Here is a 26824-nt window from a genome sequence, read left to right as displayed (position 1 = left end):
ATTGGTCATCCATCAACTGTTAAATGTAGTTGTAATGTTTTGTTAATATATTGATGGATTCGGGCAGTTTCCGTCAATAGATGTTACCTTCATAAGCCCCTTTGTATAACGGAAGAAGGAGGAGACGATTTTGAGTATCGTGATTGTCTTGCTGTTAACTATTGTTGTCGTAGCCGCTGCCATTACGCAAATCGGATATCTGCAGATTACACGAATGCGAGTAAAGAATGATCTGAAGCTGTTTAAGGTGCTGGAAACAGCCGGTTTGTATAGCAGGGAACGTTACGAGTCGCTTCGAAAGAACGAAGTTGTAATTATGAGCTTTGATGGTTTGAAACTATGTGGCGCAGCCATTGAGAGCAATCCGGGGTCGAAGCATTGGGTTCTTCTTGTCCATGGGTATACGGGTTCCCGGGCAGTATCTACCCAATTCATTGACTTGTTTACAGAGGAAGGCTACAACGTGCTCCTTATCGATCAACGTAGGCATGGGCGAAGCGAAGGACGCTTTACTACTTATGGTTACTATGAGAAACATGATGTGCAGGCTTGGGTTCGCTGGTTAACGGAGCAGTATGGAGAAGACGTAGTTATCGGTCTTCACGGCCAATCACTCGGCGGCGGAACTGTGCTTGAATATCTATCCATCGCTGATCCGCAGGTTAAACTGGTCATTGCCGATTGTCCATACTCCGATTTAACAGATCTCATGCGGCATCAGCTTACGCGTCTCAACAAAATCCCCTCGGTACCGTTTCTGTCTTGGGTGAATGCCAGAATTCGCAGTAAAGCCGGATTCAGTCTTGATCAGGTTAGCCCGATCCGGGCTGTTCGAAACAGCTCTCTTCCTGTCATGTTCATTCATGGCACTAAGGACAATTACGTCCCTACCCGAATGAGTGTCGAGATGTTTGAAGCTAAAGCGGAACCAAAGAAACTGCTGCTTATCGAAGGTGCCGTACATGCGAACGCTTATCATGTTAATCCTGAGCAATATCAGGAAGGCGTGCACTCGTTTCTTCGAGAACATATAGGTCAACCTATGAGCATACTGCAGCCGAAGGTTGCCCCTCCCCCTCCTGCATTCCAGCTGGATCTGAATGGGTCGCGGCTTACCTGAGGAAATGGTTGCAAAAAATCCCCCGATTTCGCACGTAGCATGCGCATTCGGGGGATTTTCAATATATAGAGGTACTTCCTATGCCATGGTGTCTTCCTTCTTCTGGTTTACCGGCTTCAATACCTCCTCGCAGAGGTCTTTCAGTTTGTTCTGAATTTCCTTGAATTCCTCAATCCCGGCACCTGTCAGGCTGTAGGCATCACCGTGCGCAGTCAGAAAATTCTCCTCTGTCAAACGTTCAAGTTCAAATTTCACTTCCCGGTCGCCGACCTTATATCCATGACGCTCCAGCTCTGGCTGCATCTCGCTAATCGTAAGATCGCGCTCATGGGCAAGATAGAGCATATGGATACCGATAAATAAATTTTGTACATCTGCCCGCATTCATTTCCTCTCCCTCCACCTTGTATATTGATACTTTGTCATGTCATACATTACCCCTGCACCTTAGCAGGGAATCAGCCAGAAAAGTCTCGGAAACCCCTGCTTTCCTTGAGTTGTCTCTTGACGAGAATCATATATTTGGACTAAGGTGATGAAATCAGAAGAAATGATTGTAGAAAGGACAGATTCCTATATGTTTCAAAATATGCCCTATGAAGGAACCCGAAACGAGCAGTATACCCAGGTTCTCAGCCAGTTAAAGTCTCTCATTCATGATGAACCTAGTGCGATTGCCAATTTATCCAATGCATCCGCACTCCTCAAGCATTTTCTATCCGATACCAATTGGGTCGGCTTCTATCTATACGATGGCAACGAGTTGGTGCTCGGGCCATTTCAAGGACTGCCCGCTTGCATTCGGATTCCGATGAACCGCGGAGTCTGCGGTACGGCTGCCGCCAAACGTACGACCCTGCTTGTGGCTGATGTCCATGAATTTCCGGGACATATTGCCTGCGATGCAGCCTCAAACAGTGAAATTGTTGTGCCGATCATCGTAGATGGCGCATTGTATGGCGTACTGGATATCGACAGCCCGCTTAAGAACCGTTTTGACCAAGAAGATCAACAATTCCTGGAAACCTTCGTCCACATATTGGAAGGTCAACTCGCGTTATAATCAGGATGTTTTTACGTATTCTTCCGTACACTAGCCTAGAGTTCCAAATCAAACATTTTTAGGAGGAATACAATCCATGTATCAATCGAATAACAACAATTACTCACAAGTTTCCCAGCAAATCCGCCAGTGTGAGCAAATTCTTCAACAGTTGACCCAGCAAACCCAACAAGCCTCTAGTATGTATCAGCAACTCATGCAGCAGGAGCAACAACATGCAGCACGGCTAGAGGAAATTTCTCAGCGTGAGCGCCAAGCCGCACAAATGATCCAATCCGCCCTTCAAGGCCATCAGCAAGCTATACAGCAATATCAACAGATTTCTCAAATCGTTAGACAAGTCGAAAATTCTGTACAGATCCACAACCAAACGCAGCATATTCAGCCTTCATTTGGCCAACATGGTTTTACAAACAGCCCTAACACGCATCAAGGTCAAGGCTTCCAATAAAAAAAGGGGATCACGCAGTCTGCGCGATCCCCTCTTCTATCCTTGGGCTAGCTTACTTATCTTGATCACTTACGCTGAATTCGATTTCGGCTTGGATCTTATAGTTCTCTGGCTCTGCCTGAGTTTCGCCCCTCGACTGTGAATCAATCATGAAATCCGCCGATCCGTACATCACATAGTGCCCGTCCGGATAACCATCCTGGAGAGATCGGATGAAATCCTTGAATTCCTTTTTGTCTTGGCTGCCGTATCCGCCGCCCCCACTGTAATATTCACGGAGAGGCTCACCTTTTTTCAGCGTGGTTGTAAAATATGGCTCATTCATGGCATAACCGATATCGTAATCTCTTGTGAGCTCTTTCATCGGAAAATAAAAGGGAGAGGCCGCATGACCAATCGTAATTTCATCCTGTTCACCGATATACTCCAGCTCACCATATACCTTCACTTTGTCCCCGGAATTGTATTGATCTTTCTCGCTGACAAGTCGATACACGAAGTCCCTGTCGGAAACCTCCGCATGACTACCCCTTGCAGTATTATTTAATGGCGGATCAATCGAATCTTCTCCCTTAGACCCCTGCTGTGCGCAGCCTGTCACCATCAACATCAAGATAAACCCCATATAAAGGTATCTTCTCATCTTTCATTCTCACCTCAACCTTCAAACGGATGATATGACCGTAATGTTGCACATAAATGCAAATAGCCATAACCGAAACCGCGCTGATATCGCGAAGTTTTGGCACGGCTGTTACGGCTCTGTCATGCGGTCGGCAGTCACGAGGCGTTTCAAGCATGGATGCAGCGAAAACTCTAGGACTCGTAAATGTTCTTTACCCGTCCCACCTGTCCATCTTGAAGACGTACTTTAATGCCATGCGGATGGTTTGGGGAATTGGTCAGAATATCCTTGACCACACCCCGGGTTAGTTTGCCCGTTCGTTGATCCTGTTTCAATACGATATCAACCTCAAGGCCTGGCTTTATATTCGAACGCTGTCCACCATTCATCATCTTCTCTCCTGTCCATTTCTTGATGTTGTCCGTTCTCTATTGTCCACCTTACTGAAATCAAAGATGAAAAGCAAACTCAAGACGACAAAGGACTGCCCGTTAGGGATCATGCAGATCTCCTAATCAGACAGTCCTTCTATTATCTGTTAAGTACGGATACTTACTATATGAAATTATGGTGATGGATTACAATACACTTCCGCCATGCACGAAACGATTTTTCCAGGAATCACTGAATGTACCTACAAGGACTCCGCCCGATTGCTTCGAATAGGTATGCAGCAGCTTGTTGTCTCCCAAGTAAATAGCCACATGGGTGATCCGCTGTTTGGACTTGTCCAATCCGGCATAAGCAGATGCCGATGAGCCTCTATAACTCATGAAGAATACCAGATCACCGCGCTTTAATTTATCGACGCTGTAAACTGCAGTTCCTTTGTCCTTGACGTACTGCCCCTGCTTGCGCGAATCACTTGGCAGCGTAAGGTTAACACCATCCATGAATGCGCGACGGATAAATGCGGAACAGTCAAAAGTTTTTGTTGAATTGCGGTCTGAACCGAATTCGTACGGCGTGCCCAGATATTTCATGCCTGCACTGATTACTTTCTCAACACTGGCACTCGCAGAAGGCGATGTGTTTCCTGAATTTCCGGAATTGTTCCCGGAATTGTTTGAAGAGGAGTTACTTTGTTTAATGTATTTAGATGAAGCATATCCTTGCTTTCCATCTGAAGTTTTGATCTTATACCAACCTGAGCTGCTGCCCAGAATTTGAACGCCATCACCTTTATGCACGCGATCCACGACTTTACCTGATGTCGATGGCTGATTGCGCATATACACGTTTGCATTTGCTACACCTTTTGTCACGGACTGCACACTGGCGGCAGCCACTTCATTTACAGACCCATATCCATAAGAACCAAGAACAGCTGCTGATAGAAGCGCTCCGGCCATCAATTGTTTAATGCGTTTTTTCGAGAAAATAAGTATCTCCCCCATCTCGTAGATTGTGGAATGACGAAATTGTCATTTTCGTAATCCCGCAATCATTATAGACAGGCTACATCTTGGGACGCATGCAACGATCCTCACAAAAACGCATGCCAACTATTGCCAAGTAGGGGGACTTTGGTCGCTTTTTGTACATAAATATAGTAAATATAGATTATTATAACAATAATAAATGCCAAAATAACCCAACCAGTCCGTTACTATGAAGTACGGATTCCTTTGTTGGGTCTTTCTGCTTATCATAATGACAGACTCCAGTCTATCGCATATTCTAAATCTCATTCCACTACAATATTGTAATCAATTGACCTCATGGCCTCTTCGAATAGAGCGGATAACCAGGGTTTTCCGGTACATCGATTAGAATGATCCTGACATTAGCTTGTGCCTTAAGGCTAATCCGCTCATCCTGCTTTGTATCCATTACCATAAAGTCCCGGTGAAGAAAAGAAAGACTCGTCCCATCAGCTGTAAAGCTGCCTTCCCCTCTTACAGCCAGTGCTGCAATACGCCTGCCGGACTTCAATTCATAATAGGCTTCGTTACCGGCCAGCATCTGTATATCCAGCATTCTCACATCTATTGATAAATCCGTCGGTGCGAAGCCGCCAATTATCGTTTTGATCAATCCTCCTTGAATTCGGGTTACTGGAAAAGAATCCGGACGATACTGACGACAGGCAGGATTCTGTTTCAATGAATCACGGAGATAGGGTTCAAACCAAATTTGGACCCCTTCTGCGCCCGGCCCGGTCAGACGTTCTTCATGCCTAAGCCCCGAACCAGCCCGCATCAATAGTATTCCTCCAGGCCCCAGCTCACTGTTCGTGCCCTGCGAGTCCTTATGGACACCCTTTCCTTGAATCATATAGGTCACGATTTCAAATCCCTGATGAGGATGAGATGCGACATGACCTTCGATGGGCGAGTGGAACCAAGACCAATAGAAGAGCGGCCCTACTCTGGTCACAGCCGATCCTTCTCCAGATAAACCGATCGGCTTTTGCTCTGTTATCCTCCCGCCGTCGTATGAACCTGTGCCCTGTTTCTCGGGCGGGTATACATTTCCTATCACGTCCGGTCATCCTCCCATCTATCTATCCAAGTCATCTTGTACAGATGTACTAAGATTGGAATGTCATCTATATCTCGGTTTGAAGATAGTATTGACGATCGCGGCGTATATATCAACATCCTGAAACTCCCTTATTTGGAATTCATATTTGCGAATCTATTTTCAGATTATTTTCAGTTTTCGTTCAGACTTCATTCAGCTAGAGCACGTATGATAAAGTTGAAGGAATGACATAAGAGGAGTTTTGGCGTTATGGAATCTATGCATCGTATTCGTGTTTTACTCGTAGATGACGAGCCACATATATTACAGTTTCTGGAGCTTGGTCTGCAAAATGAAGGCTTTGAAGTTCATACGGCTTCCAATGGAGCTTCTGCAATAGTAGAAGCAAGCAGCTTCGAGCCACACGTTATTGTTCTTGATGTGATGATGCCGGGAATGGACGGACTTGCGGTTTGCAAACAATTAAAGGAAGAAAACAGAGATGTTGCAATCATTATGCTCACCGCTAAGGATGAGATTGATGACCGTGTTAAGGGGCTTATGATCGGAGCAGACGATTATATGGTCAAGCCTTTCAGCTTCGAAGAGCTGCTTGCCCGGATTCAAGCCCGGCTGCGCAATCAGTTTCCTAGCCTGCTCGGTGAAATCCGGCTCGGTCCGTTCACCATTGATGACCGCAAGAAGGAAATCGTATATCACGGTGAAGCCTTGGAGCTGTCACCAACGGAATATAAGCTGCTCAAGCTGCTTGTGACCAAACACGGCAGTGTTATGAGTAAATCGAATATTTTGAATATTGTGTGGGATTACGACTTTGGCGGAGAGGATAACATCGTGGAGGTCTATATCCGATCCCTGCGCGAGAAGCTTGGGGACAAGGAGCATCGGGTCATTCGTACCCTTCGCGGCGCCGGTTACCGGGTGGACCTGCCATGAACATACGGATGCGCGCACGCCGGTCTGGCCCAACTTCTCTACGCACACAGCTCCTGTCGCGTTCGCTCATCGTCTTGGGGCTTCTGCTCGTGTTGATCGGTGCACTGCAATATATATTGATGAAAAATGCCCTATTCCGCAATCAGGCTGACTCGCTTGCACTTCAGGTTCGCTCCATTCCCGCGGAGCTCTGGCAGCCTGACCGGGAGCTGCGCAGCCGCCCCGCCATACCAAATAACGATGCCCATTCGGACCATACGGGTCAGGGCGATCGACCACTGCTCTTTTTGCCGAACATGTCGCTTGCCAAGATCGAAGCTGGTGGAAATTACGCCGATCTGACCGCTGACAATGGTCTAGCCGCGCCCAAACTGACAGTTGAGACTTATGCATCAATAATGGAGCGATTCAAGGAGCGTCAGCTCGTCACGTATGAAGTGACCGAGAATGCCCAAGGCGATCAGCAGATTGTGGTCTTTCGCCCTTACGGGAAGCCGGACAGTCCTTCAGGGATCCTGCAGCTTGGAATGGATACGCAGCCGCTGCATGCCGTTCTGTTTCGGCAGCTGCTGATTTTTGGAGTACTGGCTATACTTGCCATGGCTGGCGGAGTTGCACTGTACCTCCCTTTACTGCGACGGACGCTCTACCCTCTGAACAATATGGTTGAAACGGTGAAACGCACGGATGCCGGGAATCTGGCTGAGCGTCTCCCCCTCCTGCAGGGTCAGCAGGAGATTGATCGCTTGGCCGAGTCGTTTAATGGCATGCTGGAGAGGCTGGAAAATGCGTTCGATGCGGAGCGTGAAGCTAAAGAACAAATGCGAAGATTTATTGCCGATGCTTCCCATGAGCTGCGAACGCCGCTCACATCGATTCACGGCTTTCTGGAGGTGCTGGGCCGCGGTGCTGCCGACAACCCCGAGCAGCTTCGGACGGCGCTATCCAGCATGCATGGCGAATCCAAGCGCATGAAGAAATTGGTCGAGGATTTGCTGTTGTTGGCAAAGCTGGACCGCAAGCCGGAGCTGCATCTGCAGGACATCCGGCTGGACCAGCTGCTGCTGGAAATGGAGCCCCATCTAAGAATGCTTGCCCAAGGCAGGAATGTAACAATTCAAGCAGTACCCGTGTTATGCCGGTGCGACTCCGACAAGATCAAGCAGGTCATTTACAACCTGTTTCATAATGCGGTACAGCATTCCGATTCTGCCACAGGACAGATTACCATTACCGTTGATAAAACCAAGGACCTTGCCGTACTGCAGGTTGGCGACAATGGTTCCGGGATTCCAAAGGAACATCTGCCCCATCTGTTCGAGCGGTTCTACCGCATCGACGAATCCCGGACCAGGCAGCACGGCGGTGCAGGCCTTGGACTGTCCATTACCCAATCCATTATAGATGCACATGGCGGTCATATGAGCGTAGACAGCACGGTCAACCAAGGGACGGTTTTCCGCGCGGAATGGCCGGGTATTATTCCTTACTGAAACACCCCTTCATATACCAGTTCATTCAAGGAACGGCGGTCTGTGGGCACTTCTCGTTCTTGCAGCGACTCCGGCAGCGCGGATATATTTCCTCGATAACCAAGTGCAATGACGGCATGCAGATCATATTCTTCCGGAATCCGCAATGTCTCGCGGGCCAGATCATGGTCAAAACCGCCGATTGCGCGGGTATTCAACCCTAGCAAAGCAGCTTGCGAAGCGATCGTGCCCCAAGCCGTTCCTGCATCAAACGCATGGCTTCTGCTATGTTCTCCATTTGCATTCAATGTATAGGATATGAGCAGGACCAGCACCGGCGCATGATCGCTCCATACGCGGTTTCCGGGACGGATAAAGGTCGCGAACCTGGCCCTCTCCTCGTCTGTCCGGGCAACGATGAATCGCCACGGCTGGCCGTTGCTCGAGGAAGGTGCCCACCTCGCTGCCTCCAGCACGGTATACAGCACATCATCTTCTACCGTGCGCTGATCAAAGGCTCTTGACGACCATCGGTTCACAAAGTGCGCGTGTACCGGGTAATCCGGGCGGCGCGCTAGTTCCACTGCAATTGGAGACGGCCCTGACACATTAACAGATGGTTCTGATTTACTCATTCATATTCTCTCCTTTTCCCTTGGGGGTGATAGTCCGAAGCGGTTGTACCTATGGCTTTATGAGCCAATCTTCCAATGGAAAATCGGTTTCGGCCAGCTTCTCCTCGACCAGAAAGGCCTTCGTTCCCTCAAGAAGCTGCAATCCTTTCTCGGTAAAAGGAACCTCCTTGATCAGCTCGATGGGGCTGACTTTCTTCACGTATTCGAGCTTCGTATTCTGTACCTCAGCCAGAAACTTATAATATTCTTCGGGATGCTGCTTCAAGTCCTCCAACGCTTTGGAGCGCGCTGCATTCCACACCTTAGGGAAATCGGGGTATTTTGCCAAATAGGCTTCGGAGACGACCGTCAAGCCCGTTCCGTACAGCTCCGGATGTTTAGTTGCATCATCCAGAAGCGTATATCCTTCATCGATCTGTTTGAGTGCAAACACTCCAGTATTAGTCATCGCGTCAATTTCCCCGCGAGCCAGAGCAGCTTCCGCGTCCACGCGAAGCAGATGAATGACCTTCACATCTTCCGATAACCCCTTCTTCTTGAGAAGACCGATTAAATACCGATGGTGAAAGGAGCCTTTTTGAGTTGCCACCGTTCCCCCCTTTAATTCATCCAGTGAAGCTGGTCCGCCTTTCCTGGCGACGAGGTATCCGATGCTATCGGTTGAACCTTGAGTAATCACCTTGGTCTTCGCCCCGGTAGAGCGCGACAATATGGCCGGCGTATCGCCAAGGCTGCCAAAGTCCAGGCGACCGCTGATTAATGATTCGCTCAAATCGGGGCCATTCGGGAAGGCTGTGAGATTAATCGTTTCAATGCCGTGTTTCTTCAGTTCTTCCTGTATAATGCCCTTTTGGAATCCCCAACCCTCAGCACCGGCCGGTACATTCAATGCGCTGGTTCCAATGTAACCATAGTTGAGCACTTTCGGCACACCAGAGCCCGATGCCTCCGTTGTTTGTTCCCTGGAGCTGCAGCCCTGCGAAAAAGCGAGTGCTGCTGCTACCAAAGTCAATAGAATCGCGTATCGCTTGCGTTTGTGTTTCCTAACCTGTCGACTCTCCATTTTCGTTTCATCTCCCATCATCTATTGCATTGTAGCTTTATGTCAGCGGCCCTCACCTTACTCCTGGTGCACGGCACTCTCTCTGCCCTGGTACTCTCTGAAACCTTGTATAATGGTCCGAATCATGACCTGGATGCCGTCACCGCTGGGAAGCTGTTAATCAATGGCCCTGGCAGTCATGGAACGAAACGCCTCGCGAGCTGAGCCAGAAACTCATGACTTGATACCGGTGTTCTCCCGGGTCCCCACCCCACTTGCTCGCGGTAGCCGCCCAGTAGCTCAGCCTGCTCCAGTTCTGCTTCACTGCGACCGCTGAGCCGGTCAGGATGGGGCGCGACATACATCGCATCCGCTGGACAATAGAGCTCGCACATAAAACAGGTCTGGCAATCATTCTGTCTGGCAATGACAGGCACATCGTCAACGACTTTATCAAATACATTAGTTGGACATACAGAAACACACAGATTACATGCCACACATCTGTCATCGCTGATTAGTTCAATCAAAGGGAAACCGCCTCCTCGCTCACTCTTTGTGCCCGTACGCTGATATCATCCAGCCCGGATGTGATCAGGCGGTAGCGCTGTGTTTCGTCGACTTCCGGATAATCGATCCGTTTATGCATGCCCCGCGTTTCCGTTCTGGCTTGCGCCGAGCGGTACATCCAACGGGCCGTTATCGTCATGGCGGCTGCCTCCCGTCTCTTCACCGCCTGATAATCCAGATAAATCGGTTCATGCCGGATTGATTTCCATACCCGATCAAGCCGATATAGCGAATCCCGGAGTCCTTCATCCGAACGAAACAGATTTCGGTCATACGGCATGACCTCTTCCTGCACCGCCCGAATATATTCCTCGGCAGCAATTGACGGCTTATGCTGCGCAGAACCATAGGTGCGAGACGACACAATCGGAGCCGAAGATAACCCGTGCACCTGTCGCTTTGCAGCATGCTGTCCCAGCGATTTAGCATACGTTGCCGCTCTTTCGCCTGCAAAGCTGCCGGACGACATCGCCCAGGCAGCATTATGGCTGCCGCCTCCGGTAAATCCGCCGCAGATCAATTCCCTCGTTGCGGCATCTCCCGCGGCATACAAGCCAGGAACCTTCGTAGCACAAGTATCGTCCACAATATGGATTCCCCCGGTCCCGCGGACCGTTCCCTCGAGCCTGAGGGTAACCGGAAACATATCCGTGAACGGATTGATACCCATGCGATCAAACGGCAGGAAGAAATTCGTCTGTCCTACCCGGAGCAGCGGCTGCAGATCAGCGGGTGCCTGATCCAGTCGGGCATACACCTGACGGTTCTCCAGCAGTTTTTTGGCAATGACAGAACGTCCTTTGGTCGAGCCCGCTCCCTCTACCACCGAGCCATCCTCATAGTAGAAGCTTGCGTAACGGTAGTATGCTGTTTTGGTAACCGAGGAGAACGTAGGTGATATGGCATAGGCATTGGAGAACTCCATACCCGACATCTCGGCTCCAGCCTCAGCCGCCATCAGATAACCATCGCCAGTAAGGACATTGCATCCTAGCGCTTTGCTCAAGAAAGCGCAGCCGCCGGTGGCGATAACAACAGCTCCCGCGGTGACTCGCCAAGGATCGCCCCCTTGCGTGCTTACGCCAGCGGCACCTCCCACTCCATGTTCATCCGCTAGAAGCTCAAGCGCAGGGCTGTGGTCTAGAATTTTGACACCGGCTCTTTTCACCAGCTTGCGCATAAGACGCATATATTCCGGTCCCTGCAATCCCTGCCGGAACACGTTGCCTTCGGGGTCAACCGGAAACGAATACCCCCATCCGGCAAGGCGGTTCATATTCTCGTAAGTCTGATCCAGCACGCGGTCCATCCATTCATTCTCGGCTAAGCGTCCACCCATAAAATAACGGCTCAGCTTCGCTTCCTGCCGCTGCTTCGATTCAGGCTCTACATACCATACACCTGTACCCGAGGGTGCAGTCGCTCCACTCGATCCGCAGTATCCTTTATCTGCCAGCACAACTTTACTGCCTTTGGCGGCAGCCGTTAAAGCAGCCCAGGTACCGGCAGGACCACCACCAATGACGAGCACATCCGTCTCCAACTGAAGTGTGTTGTCCTGTTTGTGCACATTCATATATTTTTCCTCCTCTATGTCATAGAACTCGCGCTTTCTATTCCTTGAGCAACATCATCCTTTATAAGTATCCCGCCACTTCAGTAAACGGCGCTCGAGAGAGCGGACGAACAGATCGACCAACATGCCAACAACAGCAAACACCAATACACCCACAAAGATTTGCTCCGTTAATGACGATTGCTTGGCAAGATTAATGAGAAATCCTACTCCTGACTGAGAGCCGATCAGCTCTGCAACGACGAGTCCCAGCCAAGATACCGCCAGCGATAAGCGAAGTCCCATTAATATGCCAGGAAGCGCAGAGGGAATAATAAGTTTAGTAATCTGCTGAAAACGGCTGTACTGGAGCACCCCGGATACTTCAACCAGCTTATTGTCTACTCTGCGAATACCGAGGAACGTATTAATATACAGTGGGAAGAAGGCTCCTTTTGCAATGATCAGCACTTTCGATGTTTCTCCGAACCCGAACCATAAGATGATAAGCGGAGCAATCGCCAGATGAGGGATCATCCTCAGGATTTGTACTGTTGGATCAAGGAATATTTCTGACTTGCGCGAGAAGCCCGTTAATATGCCGAATACCAAGCCCAAACTGCCGCCTAGAGCAAATCCTGCCGCAGCGCGTCCCAAACTTATGCCAAGATGGGTCGTCATATCGCCTGAGACTATCAGCCCCCAGAGGGACTTGAGGATTGCCGCAGGCGTGGGCAGAAAGAGCGTATTGATCCATCCGAAATTACCCGCCAGCTGCCATATGGCAAGCACCAGAACTGGAAAGGCCGAGCCAAGCGCGATGATCCGTATGGACGCTCTTCGGCGCTTGGAACGCAGGGAAGCTAGCGTATGCAGTGGCTGCTCCGCGGGCGGCTGTCCCGCAGCCGGCAGCACCAATTCACTCGTATGACTCATCAAGTCACCTCCTCTTTGGAAACAACAGTCGCCTTAGCCCCCATAGCTGTCACTCCATTTCAAAAGCCTGCGCTCCAACAACCGGACTGCGGCGTCGGCGGCTTTGCCGATAACGGCAAATAGAATGATGCACACGAAGACGGTGGCAGTTTTGCTGAACTGTCTGGCATCCGTCATCAAGTAGCCGATGCCTGACGTGGAACCCATAATTTCGGCAACGACGAGCCCCAGCCAAGCCAGCCCCAGAGATAGCCGAATCCCAAGGAAGATATGCGGCAACGATGCCGGAATGACCAGCTTGAAAATTTGCTGGATACGGCTGAAGCCTAGAACTCTTGCCACTTCAAACCATTTGTTATCCACTCCGCGTATCCCGAGGTAGGTTTGGATATAGAGCGGAAAAAAGGCACCTTTGGCAATCAGCAATATTTTGGATGACTCTCCGATTCCGAACCAGAGCACAAACAGCGGTGCAACCGCTAAATGTGGAACCATACGGATCATCTGGATGGAAGGGTCGAGTATGCGTTCGGATATGCGGTACAGCCCGACCAGAATACCGAAGGCGAGGCCGAGCGCACCACCTAGAGCAAAGCCCGCCGCGGCCCGGATCACACTGATCTGCACATGGCCGCCAAGCTCACCCGAGCCCGCCAATCGGGCAAAAGCTTCTGCAATGTGAAGCGGTGTCGGAAACAACAGCTCTGAAATATACCCCAGGTCGCCAAGCACCTGCCATACTATCAGCAGTGATACAGGAAGAATCGAACCGGCAGCGAAGATGCCCAGCGACCTTTTCCAACCTGCATTCCCTCGTTCTTCGGAGGAGTCAGCCAGCTTCGGACCGGCGGTAGCACTAGGCGGAACTGCCGTCTCACTGCCGAGAAATGAAGCTTGAGGCTTCTGCCGATACAATCTCGTATGATCACTCATCCTGATCACGCCCCAGCATGGAGAACGCTGCTCTTGCATATACAAAGGCGGAATTTAGCCCGGTCCGTTTCATGAAAAAGCACCTCTCCTTCTACTAAAAAGAGACATTCCCGTGAAAACTAAGGAATGTCTCCATATGAATGGTTGACATCGAACATGATTTATCAGCTTGAAATTGTCCCTTGGTGCGGGAGAATTCGGTCGATGAATGGAGTCTCATCGATCTCTGCCAGCCGGGTCCGTCCCCTCCCCCAGCCGATTCTCTCCCTCCAGCTTCCCATGATCCCCACCGATATTAGCTCCTGTTCTGCCACCTGCTGCTCTATGTCTGCAAAGGGTGACACATACAAAGCATCGACCGGGCAATAAGCCTCGCATATAAAACAGGTCTGGCAATCCTCCTGACGGGCAATGAACGGAAGTCCTGTCTCCGTACGATCGAATACATTGGTAGGACACACCTTAATACACAGACCGCATTCAATGCAGCGCTCCTGACTGACGATTTCGATCAAGCCCCCTCCCCCTCTCCGGCTGCTGCCGCCATCCAGCGGTCTGGCTCTCTGGCTTCATTTTCCCTGCTTGCTGTGTGAACATGGTATTCGGCTGCCTTGAAGAGATCGGGGCCCGCCTGTGCGTGCGGCTTTCCTTCCGGATACACTTGAATCCGGTCAATCCCGTTCACGGTAAGTCGATGCTGCAAACGCGGATTAGGGTTCGGATATTCCAGAAGTGTGTGCATACCTCGGGTCTCACGCCGGGCCAGTGCAGCCGTATACATCCACCTTGCGGTGGCTGCCATGGCCGCCGCCTCCCTTGACTTTATGCGCTCACGCGAATCCCCGGGTACCTCGGTATACACCTCCGGCCATAAAGCATTCAGCCGTTCGAGTGACTTCTGAATAACAGGCTCACTACGAAAATAATTGATGTCGAGCGGGAAAACCTCTCGCTGTACCGATTGGATCAGACTAGCTGAATCCAAGCTCTGGCCATGTTCTGCGGATTCACGACTCATACCGGCCCGCCCTGCGGCTTGCAGGCGACGGTCATTTGCGGAAGAGCGTGTGCTCAGCGCATGCTTCGCCGCTCCTTCGCCTGCCCACGTTCCCGAGCAGATTGCCCAAGATGCATTAAAAGCACCACCACCCGATTTGGCTCCCGTCACTCGTTCCCGAGTCGCCGCATCTCCCGCAGCGTATAATCCTGGAACCGTTGTCGCGCAATCATCTCCCGTGATGCGGATGCCCCCAGTTCCCCGAACGGTCCCCTCATAGCGAAGAGTTAAAGGAAAACGCTCCTTAAACGGGTCAATCCCCGCCCGATCATACGGCACAAAGAAGATAGCATGCGATTGCCTTAATATGCGCTGTTTCTCTGCCGTATCTGCATGATTCAGCGTGGCATAAACCGGGCCTTTGCGAAGCATCGTCGGCAAGAAATCATGCGGTCTCGGCCCGCCGGGGCTGTAGAGCGTATTTCCGTCTTCGTCATAATACGTCGCCCAATTGAGAAGCCGGCCGCGGGTTACCGTACCGAATGCCGCGCTCGGCGCATATTGACGGCTGAACTCCATGCCGGACAGCTCGGCGCCCAGCTCTGCAGCCATAAGCAATCCTTCCCCTGTGAGCACATTGCAGCCAAGGCCCTTGCTTAAGAAGGCGCAGCCGCCGGTAGCTATAACAACCGATTGTGCCCTAACTTCCCAATCCCTGTTCTTCTGCCTGGATATGCCCCGCGCACCTCCGACACCGTGCTCATCAGTAAGCAGCTCGAGCGCCGGAGATTGATCCATTATCCTTACGCCGGCCCGGCTGACTGCACTTCGCATCAGCTTCATATATTCAGGTCCCTGCAGATGATCACGCATGGGAACCCCGTTCTCATCCCTGCGGAAGGGATATCCCCATGTCTCCACGCGCTCCAGGTTGATATATACCTGATCCAGTACACGATGGATCCAGTCCGGTTCGGATAAATAGCCGCCTTCTTTCATCCGCTGGGATACAGCCTCATTACGTAGCTTCTCATCCGGTGGCAAGTATAAAAGATTCGTTCCGCCCGGTGCTGTTGCCCCGCTGGAGCCGAGAAACCCTTTGTCGACCAATATGACTTTGGCACCTTGGGAGGCTGCGCTCCACGCGGCCCACGCCCCGGCAGGGCCTCCGCCAATGACAAGGACATCCGTTGTCAGTTTGAGTTCGTCATTTGCTTGCATTCGATGATCCCCTCCTTGATTGCTAGCCCCTATCAGTCCAAAACGGCAAAAAGGAGATCATGAGTAGATTCATGATCTCCAGTGGGCTGGTCGATTAATATACCTTAGTTATTCGATTGGAATTATCAAGTATGTTACCAGCTTGTAATTTCAGCGTCAATACTTTTTTAAAAAAATTGATATCTATGGCAGACAAGGTATGAACTTCTATTGTCAATTATTTTAGGTATCCCGTTTTTTTGGTACAATACTATCGGTACTAGAACATCAAATGATAGGATTCTTATCTTGATAGACTCAAGAAAAGTGAGGCAGAAGCTCTCAGCATCTAGTAGGCGGCAGCAGTCAGCTGCGGGATCGCGCCTTGTTCATTGGGGCAGGACAACTATATAATGAAATATATTAAGCTAGCAATCATCAAGCCTTTTTCCGGAAATCATCGGCATACAATTGCCCTCGCTTACAAGCAACTTGTTCGCAGTCATAACCGTCAAGCAGTTCTAAAGGATGCAGAGGTATCCTTATCACTTGAAAGAGGTGTAACTTTTGGATAACTGGATTACGGACATTATGGAAAAGTTCGGCTACATCGGCATCATGCTGATGATCGCCCTGGAGAACGTGTTTCCACCAATTCCCTCCGAGGTCATTCTAACCTTCGGCGGATTCATGACAACCTACTCGAAACTGACAGTGCCAGGTGTCATTATCGCAGCTACCATAGGGTCTGTGGTCGGTGCCGTCATTCTATACGGAATCGGACGTCTGCTTGATGTCGAGCGGCTTGAGAAGATCGTGGACCGTTGGGGTCATATTCTTCGTGTCAAAAAAGAAGACATCCGCAAGGCCGATGCCTGGTTCGATAAATACGGCTACTGGACGGTTCTGTTCTGCCGCATGATTCCGTTGATCCGAAGCCTGATCTCCATCCCGGCGGGGATGTCCAACATGAAGTTCGGCATGTTCCTGCTCTTCACGACCATTGGTACTTTGATCTGGAACATCATTCTGGTAGCCGTCGGTGCCGCCGTCGGCGATTCATGGGAAAATATCGTTGCCTTCATGGACGTCTATTCCAATATCGCTTATGCTGTAATAGCTGTGGCCGTGATCGCATTCTTGTTCATCTTCTTCCGCAAGCGAAGAAAGTCGGCTTAAACTGGAGCCTGCACTTCATGCCATTCATTGTGAATATCATTGCATTTTATATTTATTACGTAAGGGAGAGAACGTATGGATTTTTTAACCATCATTAAAGCAATTATTCTGGGAATCGTCGAGGGACTGACCGAGTTCGCTCCTGTATCCTCCACCGGCCATATGATCATCGTGGATGATATGTGGCTGAGATCCGAGGAATTTCTGACCAAATATGTAGCCAACACATTCAAAGTCGTGATTCAGCTCGGTTCCATTCTCGCCGTCATCGTCGTGTTCAAGGACCGCTTCCTGGATCTTTTATGGCTCAAGCGCAAAAAGCCGGAAGCCGGGGTACCAGCAGGTACGGGCAGACTGAAGCTCGGCCAGGTTATTGTTGGCTTGATTCCGGCAGGTGTGCTAGGTCTTCTGTTCGAAAATTTCATTGATGATTATTTATTCTCTACCGCTACCGTGCTGATCGGTCTTGTGATTGGTGCCATCTTCATGATCGTTGCCGATAAAGTCAGCTCGAAAAAAGAGCCGAAAGTGGTCACTGTCGATCAAATTACGTACCGGCAAGCATTCAGCGTCGGACTGATTCAATGTCTGTCGCTCTGGCCGGGCTTCTCCCGTTCCGGCTCCACCATTTCCGGAGGTGTCATGCTGGGCATGAGTCACCGTGCAGCGGCAGACTTTACGTTCATCATGGCTGTACCGATCATGTTCGGCGCCAGCTTCCTGTCGTTGCTGAAGAACTGGGAGTACTTTACGCTGGACGCCCTTCCGTTCTTCATCGCCGGATTCGTAGCGGCCTTCATCTTCGCCTTGATCTCCATCCGCTTCTTCCTGAAGCTGATCAACCGGATCAAGCTGGTACCGTTTGCGATCTACCGGATCGTGCTCGCTGCGGTAATTGCGTTGGTGCTTTATCTGTAAAAGTTAGTTATTGAGAGATTAAAAGGCAGGTCAAGAGTAATTCTTGACCTGCCTTTTGTTATGGATGCTGCTATGCACTTGTTGGCTGTATGCCCATCGCCTGCACAATTAGGCCAGCTTACTCTAGCTGAGCCTTCGAGTAATAGCGCACCTGTTTACCATGTCTGTTGGCGTACTCGATTTCGGCCCGGGTACTCTCTCCGATATATCCATTCACATCGATTACAAAGATCTCCTCCGACATATCGATTTTGTGAAAATGCAGTTCTTTCAGCATGCCTTCCTGCGCCTTCGTGATCTCGATCCCGTCGCTCTGCTCAAAGAAACCAACACTGAGTACGATATGTCCTTGCAGCGTCAATGCTGCCTCGACTTCACGAAATTGAGGTTTAAATTTGGTTGAGCCACACAGTGTAATAACCGCCATAATGTATATCTCCTTCATTAAGGTGTTCTGCTGCTTCTGCCAACTTTAGCTTCAAATACGCTCTGTTCTGCTCTTTTTGAATGATAAGATAAGCTGTGTACTCAAGGGGGAAATAAAATAGCCCCTTCGACTACAAAGCCGAAAGAGGCTTGTGAAGTAATGCTATTCTCAATTCCTATGGCGGGCAGCAGCCCTTGAATATATCTATTTAAGCCTGCGGCTTCAGCTGAACAGTACGCTTGGTGTTTGCGGACTCATATGCTGCCAGGGCAACGCGGGCTGAATAGTACCCGTCCTCGCCTGTTATCTCAACCGGTTTGCCATTACGAATGCTCTCCACGAAGCTGTTGATAAGACCTTCGTCCATATCATCTCCCCAGAAGTTCCACGCGGCTGCTTTACCAGTCACATCGCTGTACACCTCGTTCTTCTGAGCGAAAGCATCAATGTTCAGCACACCCTTCGTACCGATGATCTCGAGCGTAACATCTCCCCAGGTCGGGAAGGTACGATTACGGGACCAGCTTGGATCCAGTACAGCAACAACGCCATTGGCGAATTTGACATGGACCATGCCGGCGTCATCAATATCGGTGTCATGGAACAGCGTTTCGGCATGAGCATATACTTCCTCCACCTTGCTGCCGGTAAACCAGTGCATAAGGTCCATCACATGGACGGTATGATCAAAAACGGCTCCGCCGCCCGATTTCTCACGTTCGATAAACCAGCCGCCAGGCATCGTTCCCCGGTTAGTTCCCTTCATGGCCAGGATCTCGCCGATCTGTCCGGCGTCCACCGCTTCCTTCGCCTGTCGCACAGATGTAAGATACCGACAAGGAAAAGCAGTCATGAGCTGAACACCATGATCCTTGCACACCCGGATCATCTCCAGCATCTCAGCTTCGGACAAACCTAATGGTTTCTCACACAACACATGCTTGCCTGCTTCTGCGGCACGTTTGGTGATCTCTGCATGGCGCGCATTCTCCGAACAGATAACAACAGCATCTATCTCCTGTGACAGCAACTCATTATAATCCGCGTAATATGGGATTCCTCGCTCTACAGAGTAAGGGCGCACTCTTTCCCCATCTTCATCAGCGATCCCAACCACCTCAACATCATCACGCTTCAGCATGCTGAAGAAATAAGTTGCTGCATGCATATGGGCAAAACTGATAAAGCCAACCTTGATTTTATTCATGAAACATTCCCTCCAATCATGACAGGCTGCCCGGTCTGAGCCGATTGCCCGGCAGCCTGAGCGATTGCAACGGCGTAGCAAGCATCTTCGATGCTGACAAGCGGGTCGCTACCATTACGGATGCACTCGATAAAATGCTGCAATTCTTTGTAATACGGATCATGAAGATTGCTGCCGGAAGGAATTTGTACGGCTGGCCCTTCCCCTGTAGCGAGACCCAGCGTTTGAATATCAAGTGGTTGTACCTGGTTGCTATCAAATCTTACAATACCTTGATCTCCCGAAACTTCGAATTGCGTCGTAAACGGGCCGGGATAACCCCAGTAGCCGGTTAAACTTGCGATAGCTTTATTCTTAAAATGAAGTGTAAGCTGAGCATACTCCATCTTCGGCTCATCCCGTTTAACAGCCGAAGCATATACCGACTCAACTTCACCAAACAGCCAGCATGCATAATCAATGTCATGAATCATCAGATCCATAATGACGCCTCCGCTCTTGCCGGAGTCTGTGTACCATCCATCCATCCCTTGCGGATATGCGCCATACCGCTTAAAGTGAGCCATTCTAGGTGCTCCAATCTTTCCGGAGTGAGCCTGCTGATATGCATCATGGTAGTTCGGAAAGAACCGGACAACCTGCCCGATAAACAATCGAACTCCGTGCTGTTCACAGGCCGTTTTCATCACCTGTGCATCCTCCAGAGTTAAAGCTGCCGGCTTCTCACAGATGACGTGCAGTCCTTTTTCAGCTATTTGCAGTACATACGGTTTATGTAGATAGGTGGGCAGACACACCGCAACCGTTTCCAAATCTTTTTGCTCAAACAATGATGCAACATCCGTGTATGCCTTCGCCCCGGTCAAGGCTGCGGCCCGCTCAGCCCGCCTTGCGTTAATATCCACCACGCCTGTCACCGTGACTCCCGGCATTTTGGCCAAATTATGCGCATAGATCATTCCCATTGTTCCACAGCCCAAAATCGCTATGTTCATGCTTATCCCTCCAGTATACCAAGTATGACGTGGACCAAAAGATACTGCTGTACCCGCTGTTTGCGAATACCCCACTCTGTTAACTTCTTCATAAGACATGACATTCCTGCCCAGGTTTCATGGTTGGTGCTTTTTGAACTTATGCGGCTAACTTGGTAAAGTGTATATTGTATGGTTAAGTATATCATTTTTTATATATGACCGAGCCGTTTAGGAATGGATTCAACGTTCTAGGTAAAGGAGAAGCTTTCAGGCATTTCTATCAGAATGTTCAAGAGAAAGGGTGTAGAGCGAACATGTCAGAGCTTGTTGTGCAAACGAATAAAGGGCGTATCCAGGGCAGTCTGGAGAACGGCGTCCGTGTATGGAAAGGGATTCCTTATGCAAAACCCCCGGTTGGCCCGCTGCGGTTCCGTGCTCCTGTGCCGCCTGATTCATGGAACGGAATCAAAGAAACCACCGACTTCAGTCCGATGTGCCTTCAGCCGCTCGAATCTACGTCCAGCATGCTAGGTGGAGGCGTGACCAAGACGGTTTCCGAGGATTCCCTATATCTCAATGTGTGGGCTCCCCAGGACCCGCCAGCAGAGCCGCTGCCCGTCATGGTATGGATTCACGGCGGCGCTTTCGTCACAGGCTCCGGCAGCTTGCCGAGCTATAATGGGGCTTCCTTCGTTCTCCGAGGTAACGTTATTGTCGTGACGTTCAATTATCGGCTGGGCCCGCTTGGCTTTCTTCATCTGGCTCCGCTTGGAGAGGGCTTATCCTCCAATACCGGCTTATTGGACCAGATCGCTGCTCTGCAGTGGGTGCGTGACAATATCAGAGCATTCGGAGGCGATCCAGACCAGGTCACCGTATTCGGTGAGTCAGCGGGCAGCATGAGCATCGCCGCACTGCTGGCCATGCCTGCGGCCAAGGGGCTGTTCAAGCAGGCCATTATGGAAAGCGGCGCTTCCCAGGTCATGACTCCGGAACAGGCACAGCTGATAACAGCTGGTTTATTAAAGGAACTGGACCTGACACCAGATTATATCCAGCAACTTGAAACGTTGTCCGGTGAGCAGATATTCGAGGCCGGCGAACGGCTCAAGAAGCGGATCGGCCCCGGTATTAACATGATTTTTCAACCGGTCGTGGAGCCGGATACTCTGCCTCATGATCCGCTGCAGGCTATTCAAACAGGCTGGGCCAAAGACGTGCCAATCCTCATCGGGACGAACCTGGATGAAGGCGCCTTATTCTTTCGGCCGGACATGCCACTGGTAAAAGAGAATGACCTTGTCCGTACGGTTGAGATGATGACCGGCATTGAGGATGCCGCCCCTCTAATTAAGACCTATCCCTACAACATAGACGGACATGCCCAGATTATGACGGACCTGTATTTCTGGCGCTCAGCTCTGCAGTTCGCATCCGCTCAGAGCAAGCATGCGCGGGTATGGATGTACCGATTCGATTGGACGCTGCCCGATCATCCCGTGCTTGGGAAAGCGATGCATGCTCTGGAAATCCCGTTTGTATTCAATACGCTTGCACTGTTTCAGAACATCGGTGTTCATGTCGATGAGGCCACGCAAGCCTTGTCTGACCGGATGCAGGATGCATGGATTTCATTTGCCCGCCATGGCTCACCGGATACGGATTTGCTGCCTTGGCCTGCTTATGATCCGGCAGCACGCGCGACAATGCTCTTCGACTACAACAGCGGAATTGCCCTGGACCCGGATGCCATTAAGCGGGAAATGCTGAAATTATAAAAACAGACCAGTAAACAAGCCATCCCATGAGGCACCGCATCCTTGCAGACGACATCCTTGCGGAAACAAAGAAAGCTGTATTCCAGTCATGATGGACACGATCTGGAATACAGCTTTTTGTTAAGTCAGGGTCCGTCTGCATCTGATCTCCGCTATGGTTGCGTCGGCTACTTATGCTTCAAAAGGTGCCGAGGGCTGCTTCCGGGGAAACCAGGGAAAATGCAGTCAGCGCCTTATTTTACTGCCCCTTGTGTAATGCCGTTAATGATCCATTTCTGCGCGAACAGATAGATAATGATCATCGGCAGCATCGCCATCAGGTACGAAGCAAAGGCCAAGTTGAAGTCTGTGTTAAACTGCCCCTGGAATATATATTGCACCAGCGGCAGCGTATAGGAGCTTGTATCACTGATGATGATGAGCGGCAGAAGGAAGTCATTATACGTGGACAGGCAGATCAGAATGCCAACTGTCGCATTCATGGGTGCCATCATCGGGAATATGATTCTCCAGAATGTTCCCCAGGTTGATGTGCCATCCACACGGGCTGCCTCCTCCAGCGCAACCGGAATCGATTTAATGTAACCGACATATACAAAAACGTTAAAAGCCAATGCATAAACGGTATGCAGAATCGTAAGCCCGACCAGATTCGTCATATGAAGACCAGCCGTCAATTTGACCAGTGGCAGCATAATAATTGGAAAAGGAATAAACATGGCGCTGATAAAATAAAAATATAAACCCTTGAAGAACTTTCGGTTCATATTGCGGGCAATGGCATAAGCAACAAGCGAATTGGTTAACAGGGTCAGCACGACCGTTGCCGTTGTTACCATCGCGCTATTGCCCAGTGCGTTAAAGAAATTGGTCATTTGGATCGCGTTCGTAAAGTTCTCGAAATGAAACTCCCTTGGTAAGCCGAACACGGATGACAACATATCCTCCGGCGTTTTGAGCGCAATCGTAATCGTCATATACAGCGGGAACAAAATCAGGATCGTACCCATTGTAATGAGAATCATAACCACCCAGTTCGTTTTTGTTCGCATTACACATCACCCTCTCTTCTCTGCAGGAACCGAATCTGCACGACCGATATGGTGGCAATCAAGATGAAGTAGATCACAGAGTTTGCGGATTGATAGGCAAATTCTCCTCCCTCAAATCCCCCGGTATAAATCAGGTGGGAGATCGACTGTGTCGCCCTTCCCGGCCCACCGTTGGTGAGGGCTATAATCTGATCAAAGACCATTAAGGAGTTCTTCATAGCCAGCACCATATTGATTGTAAAAAATGGCGCGATTAGCGGAAAGGTGATTTTCCAGAATTCCTGCCAGCGGTTAGCCCCATCAAGGCTCGAAGCCTCATACAACGTGCGGGAAATGGTCTGTAGCCCTGCGAGATAGAGAATCGTGTTATAGGCAATGCCCTGCCATACCGCTACGATCACGACTCCGATCCAGGCATGCTGTTCACTGCCCAGAATATTGGTAGACAGCCAATCGATTCCCAGGTTCTTTCCCCAAATGGTAAACACATTCGAGAACAGATAATTGAATATGTAACCCACAATCAGCACGCTCAGAATATTGGGAAGAAAGTAAATGCCTCTGAAGAAATTCCTCGCTTTGATCTTGGCGTTCAATCCCATAGCAATCAGCAGGCTAAAAATGTTGATGAGGATGGTAACCACCACAGCGAATTTGAATGTGAACCAGTACGCGTGGCCCACGTTGCCATCCTTAAACAGATTGATGTAATTCTTAAATCCGATGAAGTCGAAGTTATCACCGAATCCGTTCCAGTTCGTGAAGGAGTAGTACACCCCCTGCAAAGCCGGCAGCGTCAGAAATACGAAGAACAACACCACTGCGGGTATGGTCATCAAATAATAAGGCGTAAGCCGCTTGTTCATGTCCGATCCTCCTTCATCCTTCGTGGGTATTGTGAGATATTGCGGGATATTGCAGGTATCGTGGAAAAGTGAATATCAGGTCGTTAGCGCCTGTCAGCTACCTTGTCCCATTCGGTGTCCAGCTTCTTCAAGTACCCATCGATATCCCGATTTTGCAGGAAGGACTGAATCACCGAGTTTAACTGCACAGCCGCCGGAATATAGTGGTCAGCAAAATCGAGAACCTGGCCCCGCTCAAGATAAGGCAGCAGCTCGGCAACGGCAGGATCATCCTGCTTCACTCCATCAACGGTTGAGAACAGCGTTTGCTCGGTTATATATTGCTTGCTATTCTCCGGCTTGAGCAGAAACTGAATGAATTGCTGTGCTTCCTCTTTATGCTTCGAACTATCGGAGATGGCCAGCAACGTATCTACACCCGAGATCAGTTTGTTCTCTTCCGGATTATCACCGGTTGGCAGGGGAAAGAAGCCGATCGGTACGTCTGGATTGGCTTTGCGGATTTCCGGAATCGCCCAGGTTCCCTGGATATACATGGCCGATTCACCTCTCGCAAAACCCCGGTTGCCGTCTGCATAGTTCTTGCCGAAATTGTCCCCATGGCCATAATCCATCAGTGCAAGCTGCTTCTCTGCAATTTCACGATATTTCTCAGCGAAGGTTACCTTGCCTTCCCGCCGATCCATGTAAAATTCAATCCCTTCCAGATTGGAGGCCAATGCATTAAACGGCAGCACCGTCTGCCAATCGTCTTTATATGTGAAGTAAAACGGAATCTTTCCCGCTTCCTTGACCTTCTGCGCCGTAGCTAACAGCTCGTCCCAAGTCCCGGGAACACGGAGTCCCATTTCTTTGAAAATTTCTTTGTTGTACATTACACCGTTAGCGTTGGTGGAGTAAGGTATGCCTGTAACCTCCTCCATCCCTGCCACGTCCTTCAGCATCTCAACATAGGTCTCATCAACATGACTCAGCAGCGAGTTATTCGTCAAATCCATGAAGATGCCGCTTTGCGCCAGCAATGAATAGGTATCTGTTGCGCCTATGCCGATAATATCAGGAATGTCCTTCTTGACGACTCTTGTCTTAAGCACTGTCTCCGCATCCGGCGGATTCACCTGTATCACCTTGATCCTGGATTGGGATTCATTAAACTTGTCGATGAGTGCATCGAAGGAACCTTTTGCTTCGGGCTTATTCTGAAAAAACTCTATCTGTACCCGGCCCGATTCCTCTTTAGCACCGCAAGCGGTCAGTATCAATACGGTCGACAAACACACCGCGATCCATTTACCAAGCTTCATGGTCTACCCCCATTTCATTCTCCTGAAGTAATTACGGCCAATGCCATGCCTATTAACTACCCGTACAGCTTGGTTGGTAAACTACCCTCCCTTCGGACCGGCATATGCGGACCTTTCTATGGAAACAAAAAAAGCCAGCAGATCAGGGTTTTTGTCCTGATCTGCTGGCAGAGATTGGCTGTTACTTTAGAGCCGGGGTTATGCTACTCCAACCATTTTTTATGAATGTTCGCAAACTTGCCTTGGAGCTTCATTTCGTCAATCCACATTTCCAAATAGCTCGCATATTCAAAGTCGCCGCGAGGAATCATGTAGCCTTTTTCACTGTTTGTGAACGGCTTGTCCGTAAGTGCAGCATACAGTCTGGAATCTGCTTTCGCATACGTAATTGCTTCAATTGTATCAGTAATCATCACGTCATACGTACCGTCAGCAACCAAATGCGGGATATCCAGGTTGTTTGGAACCACCGTTACGTTGGCTTTTGTCAGATGCTCGCGCACGAATACTTCGTTCGTTCCGCCCGGATTCACACCGATGCGTACCGACGGCTTGTTGATATCTTCAACGGACAAGTATTTGTCCTTATCTTCAGCACGGATCAAAGGTGCCTTACCGAACGAAATGTAGCCTTGGGATACATAAGCTGTTTTTTGTCTTGCTGTGTTACGGGTTACGCCGCCTACAGCGATGTCAAACTTGTCAGCTTGCAGATCCTTCATCATGTCGGGCCATGTAGTATTTACGTAGCGCACTTCCACGCCAAGATCTTTACCGAGTTCTTCCATAGCGTCAACGTCATAACCTTCATATTGTTTTGTAGCAGGATTCAAATATGTGAACGGTTTGTAATCCCCTGTCATACCAACTCGTATGTAGCCTCTTTCGATAATCTCATCAAGTTGGGAAGCTGCTTGTTTCTTCAGTTGCCCAGGTGCATTGGACGAAGCGGATTTAGCGGATACCTCCGGTGTGGTGAGAACCTCGTTCGCTGCAAAGCCTGTTGCCACCAATGATAAGCTGACTACCCCTGCAATTAATACCTTTTTCCAATTCTTAGCCATTTTTTAAATTTCCTCCTGTTTGTCTTCTTG

General features: G+C 49.9%; 28 protein-coding genes. 8 read left to right on the top strand and 20 right to left on the bottom strand.

What is annotated here, in order from left to right:
- Window positions 1-139 precede the first annotated feature (139 nt).
- Window positions 140-1120 (top strand): alpha/beta hydrolase, encoded by a 981-nt coding sequence (locus ABEQ74_RS28160; RefSeq protein WP_430125556.1) that lies wholly within the window; start codon window positions 140-142, stop codon window positions 1118-1120.
- 78 nt (window positions 1121-1198) lie between these two features.
- Here the strand turns inward: ABEQ74_RS28160 and ABEQ74_RS28155 are convergent, their stop codons facing one another.
- Window positions 1199-1504: a hypothetical protein gene (locus ABEQ74_RS28155; RefSeq protein WP_430125501.1), complete on the bottom strand. Its 306-nt coding sequence runs from the start codon at window positions 1502-1504 to the stop codon at window positions 1199-1201.
- A 193-nt stretch (window positions 1505-1697) separates the two neighbouring features.
- Here ABEQ74_RS28155 and ABEQ74_RS28150 point away from each other — a divergent pair, with 193 nt between their 5' ends.
- A complete protein-coding gene (locus tag ABEQ74_RS28150) occupies window positions 1698-2183 on the top strand; it encodes a GAF domain-containing protein (RefSeq protein WP_430125500.1) in 486 nt (161 codons plus the stop codon).
- Window positions 2184-2259: 76 nt separating this feature from the next.
- Entirely contained in the window at window positions 2260-2634 is a 375-nt protein-coding gene (locus ABEQ74_RS28145) for an AMP-dependent synthetase and ligase (protein WP_430125499.1), read from the top strand.
- 52 nt (window positions 2635-2686) lie between these two features.
- Here the strand turns inward: ABEQ74_RS28145 and ABEQ74_RS28140 are convergent, their stop codons facing one another.
- The 4 genes from ABEQ74_RS28140 to ABEQ74_RS28125 form a co-directional block, all read right to left on the bottom strand.
- Window positions 2687-3277 (bottom strand): hypothetical protein, encoded by a 591-nt coding sequence (locus ABEQ74_RS28140; RefSeq protein WP_430125498.1) that lies wholly within the window; start codon window positions 3275-3277, stop codon window positions 2687-2689.
- A gap of 173 nt (window positions 3278-3450) precedes the next feature.
- Complete coding sequence (locus ABEQ74_RS28135; protein WP_053490029.1) at window positions 3451-3648, bottom strand: YwbE family protein; 198 nt, start codon at window positions 3646-3648, stop codon at window positions 3451-3453.
- A 189-nt stretch (window positions 3649-3837) separates the two neighbouring features.
- The gene (locus tag ABEQ74_RS28130) at window positions 3838-4656 is read right to left on the bottom strand and encodes a C40 family peptidase (protein ID WP_430125497.1); all 819 of its coding nucleotides are present in this window, start codon (window positions 4654-4656) and stop codon (window positions 3838-3840) included.
- Between the two features lie 322 nt (window positions 4657-4978).
- Window positions 4979-5743 carry a pirin family protein gene (locus tag ABEQ74_RS28125; protein WP_430125496.1) on the bottom strand — a complete coding sequence of 255 codons (765 nt, stop codon included), beginning with the start codon at window positions 5741-5743 and terminating at the stop codon, window positions 4979-4981.
- 252 nt (window positions 5744-5995) lie between these two features.
- On the opposite strand from ABEQ74_RS28125, the gene ABEQ74_RS28120 reads away from it, so the two are divergent.
- Together ABEQ74_RS28120 and ABEQ74_RS28115 are read left to right on the top strand one after the other, a co-directional pair.
- Window positions 5996-6682, top strand: a complete 687-nt coding sequence (locus ABEQ74_RS28120) for a response regulator transcription factor (RefSeq protein ID WP_430125495.1) — start codon at window positions 5996-5998, stop codon at window positions 6680-6682.
- Window positions 6679-8175: a sensor histidine kinase gene (locus tag ABEQ74_RS28115; RefSeq protein WP_430125494.1), complete on the top strand. Its 1497-nt coding sequence runs from the start codon at window positions 6679-6681 to the stop codon at window positions 8173-8175. The genes ABEQ74_RS28120 and ABEQ74_RS28115 overlap by 4 nt, the downstream gene beginning before the upstream one ends.
- On the opposite strand, the gene ABEQ74_RS28110 is transcribed toward ABEQ74_RS28115, so the two are convergent.
- From ABEQ74_RS28110 to ABEQ74_RS28075, 8 genes are all read right to left on the bottom strand, one after another.
- Complete coding sequence (locus ABEQ74_RS28110) at window positions 8169-8789, bottom strand: nitroreductase family protein (protein WP_430125493.1); 621 nt, start codon at window positions 8787-8789, stop codon at window positions 8169-8171. The two genes, ABEQ74_RS28115 and ABEQ74_RS28110, sit on opposite strands and share 7 nt — an antisense overlap.
- A gap of 49 nt (window positions 8790-8838) precedes the next feature.
- A complete protein-coding gene (locus ABEQ74_RS28105; RefSeq protein WP_430125492.1) occupies window positions 8839-9852 on the bottom strand; it encodes an ABC transporter substrate-binding protein in 1014 nt (337 codons plus the stop codon).
- Between the two features lie 176 nt (window positions 9853-10028).
- Entirely contained in the window at window positions 10029-10361 is a 333-nt protein-coding gene (locus ABEQ74_RS28100; RefSeq protein ID WP_430125491.1) for a 4Fe-4S binding protein, read from the bottom strand.
- Window positions 10358-11977: an FAD-dependent oxidoreductase gene (locus ABEQ74_RS28095; protein WP_430125490.1), complete on the bottom strand. Its 1620-nt coding sequence runs from the start codon at window positions 11975-11977 to the stop codon at window positions 10358-10360. Before ABEQ74_RS28095 ends, ABEQ74_RS28100 begins: the two co-directional genes overlap by 4 nt.
- Window positions 11978-12031: 54 nt before the next feature.
- Window positions 12032-12892: an ABC transporter permease gene (locus tag ABEQ74_RS28090; protein WP_430125489.1), complete on the bottom strand. Its 861-nt coding sequence runs from the start codon at window positions 12890-12892 to the stop codon at window positions 12032-12034.
- Window positions 12893-12925: 33 nt separating this feature from the next.
- Window positions 12926-13825: an ABC transporter permease gene (locus tag ABEQ74_RS28085; protein WP_430125488.1), complete on the bottom strand. Its 900-nt coding sequence runs from the start codon at window positions 13823-13825 to the stop codon at window positions 12926-12928.
- A gap of 164 nt (window positions 13826-13989) precedes the next feature.
- The gene (locus tag ABEQ74_RS28080) at window positions 13990-14340 is read right to left on the bottom strand and encodes a 4Fe-4S binding protein (RefSeq protein WP_430125487.1); all 351 of its coding nucleotides are present in this window, start codon (window positions 14338-14340) and stop codon (window positions 13990-13992) included.
- Window positions 14337-16043: an FAD-dependent oxidoreductase gene (locus ABEQ74_RS28075; protein WP_430125486.1), complete on the bottom strand. Its 1707-nt coding sequence runs from the start codon at window positions 16041-16043 to the stop codon at window positions 14337-14339. The genes ABEQ74_RS28080 and ABEQ74_RS28075 overlap by 4 nt, the downstream gene beginning before the upstream one ends.
- Before the next feature lie 546 nt (window positions 16044-16589).
- Here ABEQ74_RS28075 and ABEQ74_RS28070 point away from each other — a divergent pair.
- Both ABEQ74_RS28070 and ABEQ74_RS28065 read left to right on the top strand, forming a co-directional pair.
- A complete protein-coding gene (locus tag ABEQ74_RS28070) occupies window positions 16590-17201 on the top strand; it encodes a DedA family protein (RefSeq protein WP_430125485.1) in 612 nt (203 codons plus the stop codon).
- A gap of 75 nt (window positions 17202-17276) precedes the next feature.
- Window positions 17277-18119: an undecaprenyl-diphosphate phosphatase gene (locus tag ABEQ74_RS28065; protein ID WP_430125484.1), complete on the top strand. Its 843-nt coding sequence runs from the start codon at window positions 17277-17279 to the stop codon at window positions 18117-18119.
- 118 nt (window positions 18120-18237) lie between these two features.
- Here the strand turns inward: ABEQ74_RS28065 and ABEQ74_RS28060 are convergent, their stop codons facing one another.
- The 3 genes from ABEQ74_RS28060 to ABEQ74_RS28050 all read right to left on the bottom strand — a co-directional run bounded on the left by ABEQ74_RS28060 (window position 18238) and on the right by ABEQ74_RS28050 (window position 20748).
- The gene (locus ABEQ74_RS28060; RefSeq protein WP_430125483.1) at window positions 18238-18546 is read right to left on the bottom strand and encodes a hypothetical protein; all 309 of its coding nucleotides are present in this window, start codon (window positions 18544-18546) and stop codon (window positions 18238-18240) included.
- A gap of 208 nt (window positions 18547-18754) precedes the next feature.
- Window positions 18755-19753 carry a Gfo/Idh/MocA family protein gene (locus ABEQ74_RS28055; RefSeq protein ID WP_430125482.1) on the bottom strand — a complete coding sequence of 333 codons (999 nt, stop codon included), beginning with the start codon at window positions 19751-19753 and terminating at the stop codon, window positions 18755-18757.
- Window positions 19750-20748: a Gfo/Idh/MocA family protein gene (locus tag ABEQ74_RS28050; protein ID WP_430125481.1), complete on the bottom strand. Its 999-nt coding sequence runs from the start codon at window positions 20746-20748 to the stop codon at window positions 19750-19752. The genes ABEQ74_RS28055 and ABEQ74_RS28050 overlap by 4 nt, the downstream gene beginning before the upstream one ends.
- 296 nt (window positions 20749-21044) lie before the next feature.
- On the opposite strand from ABEQ74_RS28050, the gene ABEQ74_RS28045 reads away from it, so the two are divergent.
- Window positions 21045-22508, top strand: a complete 1464-nt coding sequence (locus tag ABEQ74_RS28045; RefSeq protein ID WP_430125480.1) for a carboxylesterase/lipase family protein — start codon at window positions 21045-21047, stop codon at window positions 22506-22508.
- Window positions 22509-22741: 233 nt separating this feature from the next.
- Here the strand turns inward: ABEQ74_RS28045 and ABEQ74_RS28040 are convergent, their stop codons facing one another.
- The 4 genes from ABEQ74_RS28040 to ABEQ74_RS28025 all read right to left on the bottom strand — a co-directional run bounded on the left by ABEQ74_RS28040 (window position 22742) and on the right by ABEQ74_RS28025 (window position 26794).
- Complete coding sequence (locus tag ABEQ74_RS28040) at window positions 22742-23560, bottom strand: carbohydrate ABC transporter permease (RefSeq protein WP_430125479.1); 819 nt, start codon at window positions 23558-23560, stop codon at window positions 22742-22744.
- The gene (locus ABEQ74_RS28035; RefSeq protein WP_430125478.1) at window positions 23560-24426 is read right to left on the bottom strand and encodes a carbohydrate ABC transporter permease; all 867 of its coding nucleotides are present in this window, start codon (window positions 24424-24426) and stop codon (window positions 23560-23562) included. The genes ABEQ74_RS28040 and ABEQ74_RS28035 overlap by 1 nt, the downstream gene beginning before the upstream one ends.
- 83 nt (window positions 24427-24509) lie before the next feature.
- Window positions 24510-25730, bottom strand: coding sequence for an ABC transporter substrate-binding protein (locus ABEQ74_RS28030; RefSeq protein ID WP_430125477.1), 1221 nt, complete (start codon window positions 25728-25730; stop codon window positions 24510-24512).
- A 203-nt stretch (window positions 25731-25933) separates the two neighbouring features.
- A complete protein-coding gene (locus ABEQ74_RS28025) occupies window positions 25934-26794 on the bottom strand; it encodes a transporter substrate-binding domain-containing protein (protein WP_430125476.1) in 861 nt (286 codons plus the stop codon).
- Window positions 26795-26824 lie beyond the last annotated feature (30 nt).

The sequence above is a fragment of the Paenibacillus solani genome (assembly GCF_050475945.1).
GTDB classification, from domain to species: domain Bacteria; phylum Bacillota; class Bacilli; order Paenibacillales; family Paenibacillaceae; genus Paenibacillus_AQ; species Paenibacillus_AQ solani_A.
Note: the sequence above shows the minus strand (reverse complement) of the source record. Positions and strands in the feature narration are given on the sequence as shown.